At 70.1% G+C, this 14,178-nt stretch carries 15 protein-coding genes; 6 read left to right on the top strand and 9 right to left on the bottom strand.

All coding sequences use genetic code 11. From position 1 onward, the window contains the following. The first annotated feature begins 32 nt into the window (after positions 1 to 32). Entirely contained in the window at positions 33 to 1,475 is a 1,443-nt protein-coding gene (locus OG226_RS11460) for an MFS transporter (RefSeq protein WP_329348794.1), read from the top strand. 142 nt (positions 1,476 to 1,617) lie between these two features. Here the strand turns inward: OG226_RS11460 and OG226_RS11465 are convergent, their stop codons facing one another. Both OG226_RS11465 and OG226_RS11470 read right to left on the bottom strand, forming a co-directional pair. Beyond that, complete coding sequence (locus OG226_RS11465; RefSeq protein ID WP_329348796.1) at positions 1,618 to 1,914, bottom strand: hypothetical protein; 297 nt, start codon at positions 1,912 to 1,914, stop codon at positions 1,618 to 1,620. A gap of 184 nt (positions 1,915 to 2,098) precedes the next feature. After that, positions 2,099 to 2,953 (bottom strand): NAD(P)H-binding protein, encoded by an 855-nt coding sequence (locus OG226_RS11470; RefSeq protein ID WP_443044633.1) that lies wholly within the window; start codon positions 2,951 to 2,953, stop codon positions 2,099 to 2,101. Positions 2,954 to 3,048: 95 nt separating this feature from the next. Here OG226_RS11470 and OG226_RS11475 point away from each other — a divergent pair, with 95 nt between their 5' ends. Together OG226_RS11475 and OG226_RS11480 are read left to right on the top strand one after the other, a co-directional pair. After that, complete coding sequence (locus OG226_RS11475; protein ID WP_329348798.1) at positions 3,049 to 3,852, top strand: AraC family transcriptional regulator; 804 nt, start codon at positions 3,049 to 3,051, stop codon at positions 3,850 to 3,852. Between the two features lie 180 nt (positions 3,853 to 4,032). Beyond that, entirely contained in the window at positions 4,033 to 4,851 is an 819-nt protein-coding gene (locus OG226_RS11480) for a chitosanase (protein ID WP_329348799.1), read from the top strand. Here the strand turns inward: OG226_RS11480 and OG226_RS11485 are convergent. From OG226_RS11485 to OG226_RS11515, 7 genes are all read right to left on the bottom strand, one after another. Beyond that, complete coding sequence (locus OG226_RS11485; protein WP_329348801.1) at positions 4,836 to 6,236, bottom strand: nucleobase:cation symporter-2 family protein; 1,401 nt, start codon at positions 6,234 to 6,236, stop codon at positions 4,836 to 4,838. The two genes, OG226_RS11480 and OG226_RS11485, sit on opposite strands and share 16 nt — an antisense overlap. Before the next feature lie 225 nt (positions 6,237 to 6,461). After that, entirely contained in the window at positions 6,462 to 7,841 is a 1,380-nt protein-coding gene (locus tag OG226_RS11490) for an 8-oxoguanine deaminase (protein WP_329348803.1), read from the bottom strand. A 134-nt stretch (positions 7,842 to 7,975) separates the two neighbouring features. After that, complete coding sequence (gene pucL, locus OG226_RS11495; RefSeq protein ID WP_328676998.1) at positions 7,976 to 8,908, bottom strand: factor-independent urate hydroxylase; 933 nt, start codon at positions 8,906 to 8,908, stop codon at positions 7,976 to 7,978. Between the two features lie 7 nt (positions 8,909 to 8,915). Further along, positions 8,916 to 9,317: a hydroxyisourate hydrolase gene (gene uraH, locus OG226_RS11500; RefSeq protein ID WP_328677000.1), complete on the bottom strand. Its 402-nt coding sequence runs from the start codon at positions 9,315 to 9,317 to the stop codon at positions 8,916 to 8,918. After that, positions 9,314 to 9,832: a 2-oxo-4-hydroxy-4-carboxy-5-ureidoimidazoline decarboxylase gene (gene uraD, locus OG226_RS11505; protein ID WP_329348806.1), complete on the bottom strand. Its 519-nt coding sequence runs from the start codon at positions 9,830 to 9,832 to the stop codon at positions 9,314 to 9,316. Before uraD ends, uraH begins: the two co-directional genes overlap by 4 nt. Positions 9,833 to 9,953: 121 nt before the next feature. Then, positions 9,954 to 10,322, bottom strand: coding sequence for a helix-turn-helix domain-containing protein (locus tag OG226_RS11510; RefSeq protein WP_328677003.1), 369 nt, complete (start codon positions 10,320 to 10,322; stop codon positions 9,954 to 9,956). Continuing rightward, complete coding sequence (locus OG226_RS11515) at positions 10,319 to 10,570, bottom strand: hypothetical protein (RefSeq protein ID WP_328677005.1); 252 nt, start codon at positions 10,568 to 10,570, stop codon at positions 10,319 to 10,321. Before OG226_RS11515 ends, OG226_RS11510 begins: the two co-directional genes overlap by 4 nt. Before the next feature lie 147 nt (positions 10,571 to 10,717). Here OG226_RS11515 and OG226_RS11520 point away from each other — a divergent pair, with 147 nt between their 5' ends. The 3 genes from OG226_RS11520 to OG226_RS11530 all read left to right on the top strand — a co-directional run bounded on the left by OG226_RS11520 (position 10,718) and on the right by OG226_RS11530 (position 14,100). Beyond that, entirely contained in the window at positions 10,718 to 11,548 is an 831-nt protein-coding gene (locus tag OG226_RS11520; RefSeq protein WP_329348808.1) for a TIM barrel protein, read from the top strand. Positions 11,549 to 11,586: 38 nt separating this feature from the next. Further along, the gene (locus OG226_RS11525) at positions 11,587 to 12,501 is read left to right on the top strand and encodes a 2-hydroxy-3-oxopropionate reductase (RefSeq protein ID WP_329348810.1); all 915 of its coding nucleotides are present in this window, start codon (positions 11,587 to 11,589) and stop codon (positions 12,499 to 12,501) included. Positions 12,502 to 12,636: 135 nt separating this feature from the next. After that, positions 12,637 to 14,100: a catalase gene (locus OG226_RS11530; protein WP_329348812.1), complete on the top strand. Its 1,464-nt coding sequence runs from the start codon at positions 12,637 to 12,639 to the stop codon at positions 14,098 to 14,100. The last annotated feature ends 78 nt before the right edge of the window (positions 14,101 to 14,178 follow it).

Raw genomic sequence — 14,178 nt, forward strand, 5'->3', positions numbered from 1 at the left:
TTCCTATGGATAGCCACGGAGGTCAGACCGTCATGACGGCACTCACCGGGTCCGAGTCGAAGACCTCACGGACGCGCCCGTCGCCCCGGACGTACTCCCGCTGGGCGTCCCTCGTCGTCCTGTGTGCCGGGACGTTGATGACGATCCTGGACGGCAACATCGTCACGGTCGCCATGCCCGCGATCCAGAACGACCTCGGCTTCTCGGGGCCGGGGCTCGCCTGGGTCGTCAACGCGTATCTGATCCCGTTCGGCGGACTGCTGCTGCTCGTCGGCCGGTTGGGCGATCTGGTGGGCCGCAAGCGGATGTTCGCGGCGGGGCTCGCCGTGTTCACCGTGGCGTCCGTACTGTGCGGGGTCGCGACCAGCCAGGACATGCTGATCGCGGCCCGGGCCGTGCAGGGTGTCGGCGGGGCGATGGCCTCGGCGGTGGTCCTCGGGATGCTGGTCGCACTCTTCCCGGAACCGCGCGAACAGGCCCGCGCGATCGCGGTGTTCAGCGCGGTCGGCGCCGGTGGCGGAGCGCTCGGCACCTTCCTCGGCGGGGCGCTGACCCAGGCCCTGAACTGGCACTGGATCTTCCTCATCAATCTGCCGATCGGCATCGTGGCGTGGCTCGCGGCCCTCCGCGTCCTCGCCCCGGAACAGGGCGCAGGGCTCGGTAAAGGCGCCGACTGTCCGGGAGCCGCGCTGGTCACCGGCGCGCTGATGCTGAGCGTCTACGTGATCGTCGGGTCCGGAGACCGCCCCCTCCCCACCACCCTCCTCCTGGCCACCCTCGCCCTGTCCCTCTTCGTCTCGTTCACCGTCCGCCAGGCCCGGGCCGCCCGCCCGCTGCTCCGCCTCCGGCTGTTCCGCTCCCGGCTCCTGACCGGGGCGAACGCCGTGCAGATCCTGATGATCGGCACGATGTTCGGCTTCCAGTTCATCGGCGCCCTGTATGTCCAACGGGTGCTCGGCTTCAGCGAGTTGCTCACCGGTACGGCCTTCCTGCCGGCGCCGGTCGCGATCGGCGTGCTGATGCTCGGCCTGTCGGCACGGACCATCGGCCGCTTCGGCGCGTACCGGGTACTGCTGGCCGGGCTGGTCCTCATCGTCGCCGGGATGGCCCTGCTGGGCCGCGCCCCCGCCGGCGGCTCCTACCTCACGGACGTACTGCCGCCCCTGCTCCTGCTGGCCACCGGGTTCGCCGCCGCGATGCCCGCGCTGACCGGACTCGCCATGTCGGGGGCACGGGAGGAGGACGCGGGCCTTGCCTCCGGACTCTTCAACACCACGCAGGTGGTGGGTGGTTCGCTGGGGCTGGCGGTGCTGTCGACGCTGGCGGCGGGCCGGACCGATGGACTGCTCGCCCGGGGTGCGGAGTTGATACCGGCGACTGCGGAGGGGTACCAACTGGCTTTTCGGACCGGAGCGTTGATCGCGGCGGCAGCGCTGGTGCTGGCGGCGGCGGTGCTGCGATCGGGACGGGGTTAAGGGTGGGGGTGGGGTGGGGTGGGGTGGGAGCGAGGCTGACGTCCCCACGGCCGTGCGCCCGGGCGTCCATCTCCGCCGACACCTCTGGCCGCCCCGCGCGCCGCACGCCCCCGCCCCGCGCCTCCATTCACGCCACCGGCCCTCACCCTCGCTCGGGGTCGGGGTCGGGGTCGGGGTCCAACCAGCGCAGATCGTCGGCGAGTTGGCGGGCCTTCCGGTCGGGCAGGTCCCCCAGGTTCATCGCCCGGCCGACGAGATCGACCGCCGGAACACCCAGCAGCGGCAGCGTCGTGCCCGGCGCCAGCCGTACCTCCACACACGACACGAGGGGCTTGCCCGCGTGGTACGTGGCCCGGACCCGCGGCCCGACGACGAGGACGTTGCGCCGACCGTTCCCCTCCACCCGCACGACCCGCCCGCGCCTCCGCTCACGTGGCACGCCGCCGGCCCTCATCCTCGCTCGGAAGCGCCGCATGCTCCGCCCTGAACCCTCGCCCGCCCCCGCGCCTACGCGGCACGCCCGCACGCCCCGCCCCTCACCCCCGCCCGGCCCGACCGCACGCCACCGCCCCGCACCCCCGCCCGGCCCGACCGCACGCCGCCGCCCCACACCCCCGCCCGGATCACCCCTCCCCGAACGCCGCCCGGTGGTCCTGGGCCCATTCCCGGTAGGTCCGCGCCGACCGCCCCAGTACCTCCCGTACGTCATCGGTCACGACCTCGTTGCCGCCGTCGCGGACGAACTCCCTGCTGATCTCGGAGGCGTCGATGAACGTGTCGCTGAAGCCCAGCCCGAGCAGGTACTCGCGTGCCTCGGCCGAGGTCAGGTCGCGTACCTCGACCGGGCGGCCGAGGATCCCGGCGAGGACGGCGGCCTGGTCCGGGACGCTGAGTACCTCGGGGCCGGTCAGCGTGTACGTCCGGCCCGAGTGGGCCGGGTCCAGCAGCGCGGCGACCGCCACCTCGGAGACATCGCGCGGGTCGACCACCCCTTGGCCACCGGCGCCGCTCGTGTTCGGGATCGGACTGCCCGAGCGCACGGATGCCGCCCAGCCGAGCGTGTTCGAGGCGAAGGCCGAGGGGCGCAGGATCGTCCACTCCAACTCACTGTCCCGCACGGCCTGTTCACCGGACACGTGCCAGGTGCCGACCGGTCCGATGGCGGGGTCACCGGCGCCGATTCCGGAGAGCTTCACGATGCGGCGGACGCCCGCCGCCCGCGCCGCCTCCACGAGACCCCGGTCGTGCGCGGAGTCGTCCGGGCCGAACACCCCCACCAGGAAGGCGACTTCGGCGCCGGTCATCGCCGCCTCCACCGAGGTCCGGTCGGCGTGGTGGCCCCGCACCGTCTCAACTCCCTCCGGAAACTGCGCCTTTGCGGGGTCCCGGGTCAGGGCGCGCACCTTCTCACCGCGCGCCGCGAGCTGTCGTACGACTTCACTGCCGATGGTGCCCGTGGCACCCGTAACGAGGATCATGGCCACCACAGTGGGCGGGGAAGCGGCCTGGGTTCTAGGAGATTCCGGCACGTTCGAGGGCCGTGTTCGGCCGGTGGCGCGCTTACCGTGGAGGGGTGACGAACGCCCTGTCGCAGTGGGCCGTGCCCCTGCCCGACGAACTGCGCCCCTGGATCACACGCGTCGGCGCGCTGCGGCTGGACGCCGTGCCGAAGGAGCCGTTCGTGCATCTCCCGGACGCGGACACGAAGGTGGTCGTGCGGGTCGAGGGGAACGGTCGGCGCAACGTCCTCGTCGTCGGGCCGCGGGTCCGGGCCACGTACCACGCGGGCAAGCCCCTCGTGTCGTGTGTGGAGGTACGGCTGGCGCCGGGCACGACGCTGCCGCTGCTGGGTGTTCCGGCGGTCGATCTCGTCGGCCGGGCGATGAACCTGGGGGACCTGCCCGACCGGAAGGCCCGCCAACTCGCCGACGATCTGCGCTGGTTGGACCCCGACCCCGAGCGCACGGTGGAACGGCTCGTGGAGATCCTCCCCGCGCGGCTCACCGCCGTCACGGACTCCTCGCGCACCGGACTCGTCCGGGCCGGCGTCGACGCGATGTCGATCCGCACCGGTCACCTCCCCGGCCCGGTACCCGACGTGGCCCGCGAACTCGCCGTCAGCGAGCGGCAGTTGCGGAACCTGTTCGCCGAGGGGGTCGGCCTCTCCCCCAAGCACTTCGCCCGCATCAACCGCGTCCGCGCCGTACTGGCCCACGCCGCCGAACTCTCCTGGGCCCAGCTCGCCACCGTCACCGGCTACTACGACCAGTCCCACATGACGTCCGACTTCCGCGCCCTGATGGGTGTCCCACCCCGGTCGTACTTCACGGGACGGCTACCGGACGCCATGCCTTGCCAGTCGGTCCAGCGCGCCTGAACGCGGATGCGGGTCGGCACTCCGGATATCTCGGCATGAAGACCCCGCACGCCAGCTTTCCTGCGTGACAGGGGAATTCACAGTGCCCTGCCAACACCGCCCCACGGCTCTCCCAAGTTGACGCGCGAGTCTCAGCTGCCTTTCAGAATTGTTGTGTATCGCGCCCGCCTTGGAGTCGACGTGCCGTTCTTCCGAAGAAAAGCCACCCGCCGCACCCTGCTCGCCGCCCTCGGCACCGCGGCGATCGCGAGTCAGTGGCCGTCCGCCGACGCCTCGACGACGGGTTCGGCGGGGCTCGACGCACCGGCGAAGAAGGAGATCGCGATGCGGCTGGTGTCGAGCGCGGAGAACTCCTCCCTGGACTGGGAGGCGCAGTACAAGTACATCGAGGACATCGGCGACGGCCGCGGCTACACCGGCGGGATCATCGGTTTCTGCTCCGGCACCAGCGACATGCTGGCCCTCGTGGAGCTGTACACGGAGCGGGCCCCGGGCAATGTCCTCGCCGCCTATCTGCCCGCACTGCGCGCTGTCGACGGGACCGCCTCGCACAAGGGGCTGACCCCGGGCTTCCCGACGGCGTGGCGCAAGGCCGCGAAGACCTCCGCCGCGTTCCGCGAGGCGCAGCGCGACGAGCGGGACCGCGGCTACTTCGACCCGGCCGTGGCACGCGCCAAGAAGGACGGGGTGGGCACGCTCGGGCAGTTCGTCTACTACGACGCGATGGTCATGCACGGCCCGGGCGCGGACACCCTCGCCTTCGGGGGCATCCGCGCCCGGGCCCGCAAGCACGCGGCCACGCCCACCGACGGCGGCGACGAGACGACGTATCTAAACGCCTTCCTCGACGCCCGTGTCTGGGCGATGAGGCAGGAGGCGGCGCACAGTGACGTGACCCGGGTCGAGACGGCCCAACGGGTGTTCCTGAAACAGGGCAACCTCGACCTGGACACGCCGCTCAAGTGGCAGGTGTACGGGGACAGTTACGAGATCGGCTGACGGGCGAGGGGTACGGCTCCGGTCGTATCCCTAACCTCTTCGCGGGCCCGGCCGAGGTGGTGGAAGACGAGGTTCAGCGCCACCGCGGCCACACAGCCCGTGGAGATGCCCGAGTCGAGGACGATCCGTACGGTCTGCGGGAACGCGTGGTAGAAGTCCGGCGCCGTGATCGGGATGATGCCGACGGCCAGCGAGACGGCCACGATCAGGATGTTGTCGTCCCGCTCCAGGCCCGCCTTGACGAGGGTCTGGATGCCGCTCGCGGCGACCGAGCCGAACAGGACGACGCCCGCTCCGCCCAGCACCGGGCGCGGTACGACGGCGATGAGCGAGGCGGCCATCGGGCACAGGCCCATCAGCACCAGGAAGCCGCCGCCGGTGGCGACGACGTACCGGCTGCGGATACGGGTCATGGCGACCAGGCCGATGTTCTGGGCGAAGGCGCTGCACATGAAGCCGTTGAAGAGGGGACTGAGGGCGGAGCCGAGGGTGTCGGCGCGCAGGCCGGCGGCGATGGTCCGTTCGTCGGCGGGGCGGTCGACGATCTCGCCCAACGCCAGCATGTCCGCGGTGGATTCGGTCATCGAGACCACCATCACCACGCACATCGAGACGATCGCGGCGACCTGGAAGTGCGGTGCGCCGAAGTGGAAGGGGCTCGGGAATCCGATGACGTCGGCGTCCGCGACGGGGCTGAAGTCCGTCGCACCGAACGGGATCGCGAGCAGCGTGCCGATCAACAGGCCGAGCAGGACGGCTATTTGCTTGACGAAGCCGCGGCTGAAGCGGCGGAGGACCAGGACGATGACGAGTGTCGCCGCCGCCAGGCCGAGGTACGTCCGCGAACCGTAGTCGTGTGCCGAGGGGTCCGGTCCCTGCGCCCAGCCGAAGGCGACGGGCAGCAGGGACACGCCTATCAGCGTGATCACGGTGCCGGTGACGACCGGCGGGAAGAAGCGCACCGCCTTGCTGAAGAAGGGTGCGGCGAGGAAGCCGAGGAGGCCGGCGACGATCACCGCGCCGAAGATGACGGGCAGCGCGTCGGACTTGTCCTGGGTGGAGGCCACGATCGCGGTCATCGGGGCGACTCCGGCGAAGGTGACGCCGTTGACGAAGGGCAGCCGGGCACCGATCTTCCAGATGCCGATGGTCTGCAGGAAGGTGGCGAGGCCCGCCGTGAAGAGGCAGGCGCCGGTGAGGAAGGTGAGCTCGGTGCCGGAGAGGCCGACGGCCGCGCCGACGATCAGCGGCGGGGCGACGACTCCCGCGTACATGGCGGCCACGTGCTGCAGGCCCGTGGTGGCCATCTTGAGTGCGGGGAGTTTCTCGTCGACGGGATGGACGACGGGCTCGGCTACGGCTCGGGCCTCGGGTCGGATGGTCACGGCGGCTCCTCCGGGCGGGTAACACGTCGGCTCTGACGTGGGTTTCAGGAGGTGGTGCGCGGTCGTGCGGGACCGGGACGGAACCCAACAAAGGGGTTGAACAAGGCCGTTCCGGGGCGCACATGTCCATGCACGCCCCGGCCACGGCCACCGGTCGAGGGCCGTCCCCCTCAACCGGAGATCTTCAACTCAGCGACGCCGTAGGGCGATTGACGCTGAGCGTGGTCAGCCCTGCGCGGCGATCCGCGCCAGTCGCCGGGCCTCGTCCCGCGTGGAGCGGGCGATCGTGTCCTCGTCGACGTGCAACAGGCGGTTGTTCTCGACGATCTGACGGCCGTTCACGAACGACGCGGTGACCGGGGCCGCCGCGCCGAAGACCAGCGCGGTCACCGGGTCGGCGATCGAGGCGTGAGCGAGGGTGTCCAGGTTCCACAGCACCAGGTCGGCGAGCTTGCCCGGCTCCAGGGAGCCGATCTCGCTCGCGCGGCCCAGGACTTGGGCGCCGCCGTACGTTCCGAGGCGCAGCGCCTGGCGGGCGTTGAGGGCCGCTTCGCGGTGGGCGCCGAGGCGGTTGATGAGGAGCGCGTTGCGCAGTTCGGTGTGGAGTTCGCCGGACTCGTTCGAGGCGGTGCCGTCGACGCCGAGGCCGACCGGGACGCCGGCGGCGAGCATGTCGGGGACGCGGGCGATACCGGCGGCGAGGCGGGCGTTGGAGGAAGGACAGTGGGCGACACCGGTCTTCGTGCGGGCGAAGGCGGCGATGTCGGAGTCGTTCATGTGGACGCAGTGCGCCATCCACACGTCCTCGCCGAGCCAGCCGGTGGACTCGAAGTAGTCGGTCGGGCCCATGCCGAACAGCTCCTTGCAGAACTGCTCCTCCTCGACCGTCTCCGAGCCGTGCGTGTGCAGCCGTACCCCGAGCCGACGGGCCAACTGGGCGCCCTGCTTGAGGAGTTCGGTCGACACGGAGAACGGTGAGCAGGGGGCCACGGCGACCTGGGTCATCGCGTCGAAGGAGGCGTCGTGATGCTCCCGTACCGTCGCCTCGGTCGCGGCGAGGGCGCCCTCCAGGGTCTCGACGGCGAAGTCCGGGGGCAGGCCGCCGTCCTTCTCGCTGCGGTCCATGGAGCCGCGGGCCAGCGTGAAGCGGACGCCCATCTCGCGGGCGGCGCCGATGATCGCGCCGGAGAGGTCGCCGGAGCCCTTCGGGAAGACGTAGTGGTGGTCCATCGCGGTGGTGACACCGCCGCGGGCCATCATCGCGAGGGAACCCTGCGCGGCGGCGCGGACCATCGGCTCGTCGATGCGCGCCCAGGTCGGGTACAGCGCGACGAGCCAGTCGAAGAGGTTGTGGTCGGTGGCCAGGCCCCGGGTGATCCACTGGTAGAAGTGGTGGTGGGTGTTGACCAGGCCGGGGGTCACCAGGTGGCCCGACGCGTCGATACGGCGTACGACGTTCTCCAGGCCCTCGGGCGCCCGGCCCGCGCCGAGGGACTCGATGCGGTTGCCGGCGACGACGAGGTGACCGGTGGCGTACTCCGTGTCGTCGGCGTCGACGGTCGCGATCGAACAGTTCTCGATGACGATGCGCTGAACTGCCGCCATGGTTCGTCCTATTCACTGTGCGGAACGGGCACGGCAGGACCCGGGGATTTGAGTACCGCGGCCCGCACGGGACGGGCGGGCCACGGGTGCCGCAGGTGAACCGGCCGAAAGGGCGCCGGTCCAGGGGGAGTTGCTCAGAGGTTGGTGAGATCCACCGGGATCTTCGGCTCGCAGCCGTCCCGCAGGATCGTCGCCTCGATCAGGCCGTAGGGCCGGTCGGCGGCGAAGTACACAGCACCGTCTTCGGTGGCGTTCTTCAGACCGAACGGCTCCAGATCCACGAGGAAATGGTGCTTGTTCGGGAGGGAGAAGCGGACCTCGTCTATCTCGCTGCGGTTGTCGATGATCCGCGAACCCATTTGGTACAGGGTCTGCTGGAGCGACAGCGAGTACGTCTCCGCGAAGGCCTGGAGCATGTGCTTCCTCACCTGCTCGTACGACTTCTCCCAACTCGGCATCTTCTGCTCGTCGTCGGACCAGTTGAAGCGCCAGCGGGCGGAGACCTGGGTGGCCAGGATGCGGTCGTAGGCCTCGGGGAGGGTCGTGTACTTGTCCTTGACGTAGCCCCAGAACTCGGAGTTGGTCGAGTTCATCACGACGAGGTCCTTGAGGCCGGATATGACCTCCCAGTTCTCACCGTCGTAGGTGATCTGGGTGACCCGGGTCTCCTGGCCCTTGCGGACGAAGGAGTGCTTGACCTCGTCGGCGCCGATGAACTGGGAGTTGGCGTCGGAGGTGTCGATCCGCTCCCAGGAGTACTCCTCGATGCGGATGCGCGCGGTCCTGATCGGCTCCTGGCTCGTCACGAAGTGCCGGGCGAGGTGGATGCCGAACTGCTCGGCGGACTCGATCCCGTGCTCCTTGGCGAACGCGTACACCGTGTTCTTGGTGGTGTCGGTCGGCAGCACGTTGGCGTTCGAGCCGGAGTAGTGGACCTCGTCCATGTCGCCGCTCAGCGACACGGACACGTTGAGGTCCTTGATGTGGTGGGTGGCGCCGTCCCGCGTGATCTTGACGACTCGGTTCTCGGCCTTGCCGTACTGGTTCTGGCCCAGGATCGTAGGCATGTGTCTGCTAGCTCCCTCGGTATACGGAGTAGCCGAACGGGTTGAGCAGCAGCGGTACGTGGTAGTGCTCGCCGGGCTTCACGGCGAAGGTGATCGCCACTTCGGGGAAGAACACTCCGGTCGTCGCACCGCTGTCCCGATTCGCGGGGGCGTCCTGCTGCGCATCGGCTTGCTTCTTTTCGAAATACGGCTCCACGGCGAAGTCGAGCCGTACGTGTGTGGTGTCCGCCGGCAGCGCGGGGAGGTCCTTGCACCGGCCGTCCACGTCGGTGGCGGAACCTCCGAGCGGCTGCCACTCCCCCAACGGGCCGCTCCGGGCGGCGAGTTGGACGGCGACGCCCTCGGCGGGGCGGCCGACGCTGGTGTCCAGGATGTGCGTGGACACCGAGGCGGTGGTGCTGGTGCTCATGCGCGGGCTTCCTCTTCGACGATGCGGGCGAGCCGGATGCGGTTGATCTTGCCCAACTCGGTGCGGACGATCTCGCGTTCCCGCTCCGGCGAGTTGCCGATCCGTTCCCTGACCGCGTCGCGCATCTGCTCGCCGGTGCGGCCGGTGGCGCAGATCAGGAAGACATGGCCGAACCTCTCCTGGTACGACAGGTTGAGGTCGAGCATCTCCGTCCTGAGGTCCTCGGAGGCACCCGCCATGCCGCGCTGCTCGCGGGCGGAGGTGGGGTCACCGGGCTTGGGCCGGCCGATCGGCGGGTGACCGGCCATCGCCTCGGCCAGGTCGTCGGCGGTCAACTCCGCCGTCGCGGAGTCGCTCGCGGCGTACAGGTCCTCGGATCCGGCGTACGGACGGCCGGCGAGCAGCCGCCCCGCCCACGCCGTGGAGGCACAAGCGTCGAGGAGCGCGGCGAACGCCGCGTGCTCCTCCAGAACGTTGAACCGGACGAGCCCCGGCGGCATGGATGTCGAAGTCACGGGGGCCTCCGTGGCCTTGTGCTGAACGGGCTGCCCAGTAGCTAACGCCCCGCGGAACACCACGTCAACACTTTGTTGAAAATTCCGGGTAACAAAGCCCCCAGCCGCCCGGCAGCTCAGCTCAGGCGTCCTTCTCGCGGTTCAGGTAGTTGTACACGGTGAACCGGCTGACCCCGAGGGCGCCGGCCACGGTCTCCACTCCGTGCCGGACCGAGAAGGCGCCGCGCGCCTCCAGGATCCGTACGACCTCCTGCTTGGCCTTGCGGTCGAGGTCCGCGAGGGGCTTGCCCTTCTTGCGTTCCATGGCGGCCAGGATGTGGTCCAGCGAGTCCGCGAGCTGCGGCAGGCGTACGGCGACCACGTCCGTGCCCTCCCAGGCGAGCACGACGTCGTCGGGGCCGGCCTCGTCGGGCGGGAGCATCTCGCCGCCCATGGCGTCGACCAGCGGCTTCACGGCCGTGATGAACGGCTCGTCCGCGATACCGGTCACCGGTCGCCCTCGCCGATCACGTTGAGCTGGAGCGAGACCCGGGTGGCACCGGCCTCCAGGGTCCTGCGCAGCAGCGCGTCGACGGCGGTGAGCACCGCGTCGGCACCACCCTCGGCCGTGTTGCCGAACGGCCCGACGTCCACGGCGTCCAGCTCCGCAGCCTCGATGACCTCCCGGGCCACCAGCGCATGCGCGGGCGCCTCGTCGAGATCGAAGGGCTCTGTCGTGAACTCCACTCGCAATCGCACGCGCACAACCTAACGCGCGGTGCCGTTTTCCGCCGAGCCCCCTTGACAAGCTCCGACACCCGACGGCAATCTTCCATTAAGCAGAAACCATATTCCGCAATACGGAATACCAAGACGACACCCGACACGGAAGGGAGCGCGACCCCGATGGGATTCGCAGACCAGCGCTTCAACGTCAACCTGTCGATCCTCTTCACCGAACTCCCGCTCCTGGAGCGCCCCGCGGCTGCCGCCGCGGCCGGCTTCACCGCGGTCGAGCTGTGGTGGCCCTGGGTCGACTCCCCGACCCCCGAGCAGTCCCGACTGGACGCGCTCAAGCGGGCGTTGGCGGACGCGGGCGTCCAGCTCACCGGCCTGAACCTCTACGCCGGACAGCTCCCCGGCCCCGACCGCGGCGCCCTGTCGATCCCCGGCGAGGAGTCGGAGAGGTTCCGCGCGAACATCGACGTGGCCGCCGACTTCGCCCACTCCCTCGGCGCCACGGCCCTCAACGCGCTCTACGGCAACCGCGTGGCCGGCGTCGACCCCGCCGAGCAGGACGCGCTCGCGCTGGAGAACCTGGTCCTCGCGGCCCGTGCCGCCGACCGGATCGGCGCGGTCCTGCTGATCGAGGCCCTGAACAAGCCCGAGTCGCCGCTGTACCCGCTCGTCAGCGCGCCCGCCGCCGTGGACGTCGTCGACAAGGTCAACGCCGCGTCCGGCCTCGGCAACGCGCGCTTCCTCATGGACCTCTACCACCTGTCCATGAACGGGGAGGAACTCCCCTCCGTGATCGAGCAGTTCGCCGCGAAGACCGGCCATGTACAGATCGCGGACAACCCGGGCCGCGGCGCCCCCGGCACCGGCACGCTCCAACTGGAGGACCTCCTCGACCAGTTGAGGAAGGCCGGTTACGACGGCTGGGTGGGCCTGGAGTACAAGCCCGGCGACCGCCCGAGCGCCGAGGCCTTCGACTGGCTCCCGCGCGCAGCGCGCTGAACTCCCCGACACAGCAGAGCAGTGAGAGAGGCACCCGCATGAGCAAGCTCGCAGACTCTTCCCGCCCGACCCACCCGGCGGTTGCCTGGATCGGCCTCGGCATCATGGGCTCCCCCATGTCCGAGAACCTGATCAAGGCCGGTTACGACGTCACCGGCTTCACCCTGGAACAGGACAAGTTGGACCGCCTGACCGCCGCCGGCGGCACCGCGGCCGGTTCCATCGCCGAGGCCGTGCGGGACGCCGACGTGGTGATCACCATGGTCCCCGCGTCCCCGCAGGTCGAGGCCATCGCCTACGGCCCCGACGGCATCCTGGAGAACGCCCGCGCCGGCACCCTCCTGATCGACATGTCGTCGATCACCCCGCAGACCTCGGTCGACCTGGCAAAAGCCGCCGCAGAAAAGGGAGTTCGGGTTCTGGACGCTCCCGTCTCCGGCGGTGAGGCCGGTGCGATCGAGGCCGTGCTGTCCATCATGGTCGGCGGCGCACAGTCCGACTTCGAGGAAGCCGAGCCGATCTTCGACGCGCTCGGCCGGACCATCGTGCTGTGCGGTCCGCACGGCTCGGGCCAGACCGTGAAGGCCGCCAACCAGCTGATCGTCGCCGTGAACATCCAGGCGTGCGCCGAGGCCGTGGTCTTCCTGGAGAAGTCGGGCGTGGACCTCGCGGCGGCCCTCGACGTCCTCAACGGCGGGCTCGCGGGCTCCACCGTGCTGACGCGGAAGAAGGACAACTTCCTCAACCGCGACTTCAAGCCGGGCTTCCGGATCGACCTGCACCACAAGGACATGGGCATCGTCACGGACGCGGCCCGTAACGTCGGCGCCGCGCTGCCCGTGGGCGCGGTGGTGGCGCAGCTGGTCGCGAGCCTGCGTGCGCAGGGCGACGGCGGACTCGACCACTCGGCGCTGCTGCGCGCCGTGGAACGCCTGTCGGGCGCGCGGCTCTAGCACCGCCCCCCAGACCCCGGGCGGCGCCGTCGCTGACAACTGTCCTGTCGCGCCCAGGCGTTGGCGCCGCCCGGAACCATGCCCACCAGTTCAACGAATTCGACGAGTTCAACGAATCATCGAGGATTGCTCCCCATGTCGAAGCGCGTGCTCACGACCGAGTCCGGCGCCCCGGTCGCCGACAACCAGAACTCCGCCTCCGCCGGCATCGGCGGCCCGCTCCTCCTCCAGGACCAGCACCTCCTGGAGAAGTTGGCCCGCTTCAACCGCGAACGCATCCCGGAGCGCGTGGTGCACGCCAGGGGCTCCGGCGCGTACGGCTACTTCGAGGTCACCGACGACGTCACCGGCTTCACCCACGCCGACTTCCTGAACACGGTCGGCAGGCGCACCGAGGTCTTCCTGCGCTTCTCCACGGTCGCCGACTCGCTCGGCGGCGCGGACGCGGTGCGCGACCCGCGTGGCTTCGCGGTCAAGTTCTATACGGAGCAGGGGAATTACGACCTGGTCGGGAACAACACCCCGGTGTTCTTCATCAAGGACCCCATAAAATTCCCCGACTTCATCCACTCGCAGAAGCGCGACCCCTTCACGGGGCGTCAAGAGCCGGACAACGTATGGGACTTCTGGGCGCACAGCCCCGAAGCCACGCACCAGGTGACCTGGCTGATGGGCGACCGCGGCATCCCGGCGTCGTACCGCCACATGAACGGCTACGGCTCGCACACCTATCAGTGGACGAACGCGGCGGGCGAGGCCTTCTTCGTCAAGTACCACTTCAAGACCAACCAGGGCGTGCGCAGCCTGTCCTCCGACCAGGCTGCGGAGCTCGCGGGCAAGAACCCCAACTCCCATCAGACGGACCTGCTCCAGGCCATCGAGCGGGGCGTGAACCCGTCCTGGACGCTGCACGTCCAGCTCATGCCGGCGGCGGACGCGGCGGAGTACCGCTTCAACCCGTTCGACGTCACCAAGGTGTGGCCGCACCGCGACTACCCCCTCCAGCGGGTGGGTCGGCTGGTGTTGGACCGCAACCCGGACAACGTGTTCGCCGAGGTCGAGCAGGCCGCGTTCTCCCCGAACAACTTCGTGCCGGGCATCGGCCCTTCGACCGACAAGATGCTCCAGGGCCGCCTGTTCGCCTACGCGGACGCACACCGCTACCGCCTGGGCGTCAACCACACCCTGCTGGCGGTGAACGCCCCCAAGGCGACGACGGCGCGGAACTACGGCCGGGACGGCCTCATGGCGTCCAACTCCACCGCCCAGGGCCGCGCGGCGAAGAACTACGAGCCGAACTCCTACGACGGTCCCGCCGAGACCGGCCGCGCCCTGTCGGCCCCGCTGCCGGTCACCGGCTACACGGGCACGCACGAGGCTCCGCAGCACACCAAGGACGACGACTTCTACCAGGCGGGCGAGTTGTACCGCCTGATGTCGCCCGAGGAGCGGTCCCGTCTCGTCGCGAACATCGCCGGCGGGCTCGCCCAGGTCTCCCGCGACGACGTGATCGAGAGGAACCTCGCCCACTTCCACGCCGCCGACCCGGAGTACGGCCGACGCGTGGAGGAGGCGGTCCACGCCCTGCGCGAGGACTGAACCGAAGACCGAAGAACCGGAAGACTCCACAGACGGCCCGCGTGTGCCGGACGACCCGGATGAGGGGTGGTCGGCGGC

This window comes from Streptomyces sp. NBC_01261 (genome assembly GCF_036226385.1).
Taxonomy (GTDB): domain Bacteria; phylum Actinomycetota; class Actinomycetes; order Streptomycetales; family Streptomycetaceae; genus Streptomyces.

Excerpts from the sequence above, each read along its gene's own strand:
- pucL (WP_328676998.1), bottom strand. The coding sequence starts at position 8,908 with ATGCCTACGATCCTGGGCCAGAACCAGTACGGCAAGGCCGAGAACCGA.
- OG226_RS11470 (WP_443044633.1), bottom strand. The coding sequence starts at position 2,953 with ATGATCCTCGTTACGGGTGCCACGGGCACCATCGGCAGTGAAGTCGTA.
- OG226_RS11490 (WP_329348803.1), bottom strand. The coding sequence starts at position 7,841 with ATGGCGGCAGTTCAGCGCATCGTCATCGAGAACTGTTCGATCGCGACC.
- uraH (WP_328677000.1), bottom strand. The coding sequence starts at position 9,317 with ATGAGCACCAGCACCACCGCCTCGGTGTCCACGCACATCCTGGACACC.
- OG226_RS11530 (WP_329348812.1), top strand. The coding sequence starts at position 12,637 with ATGTCGAAGCGCGTGCTCACGACCGAGTCCGGCGCCCCGGTCGCCGAC.
- OG226_RS11460 (WP_329348794.1), top strand. The coding sequence starts at position 33 with ATGACGGCACTCACCGGGTCCGAGTCGAAGACCTCACGGACGCGCCCG.
- OG226_RS11525 (WP_329348810.1), top strand. The coding sequence starts at position 11,587 with ATGAGCAAGCTCGCAGACTCTTCCCGCCCGACCCACCCGGCGGTTGCC.
- OG226_RS11520 (WP_329348808.1), top strand. The coding sequence starts at position 10,718 with ATGGGATTCGCAGACCAGCGCTTCAACGTCAACCTGTCGATCCTCTTC.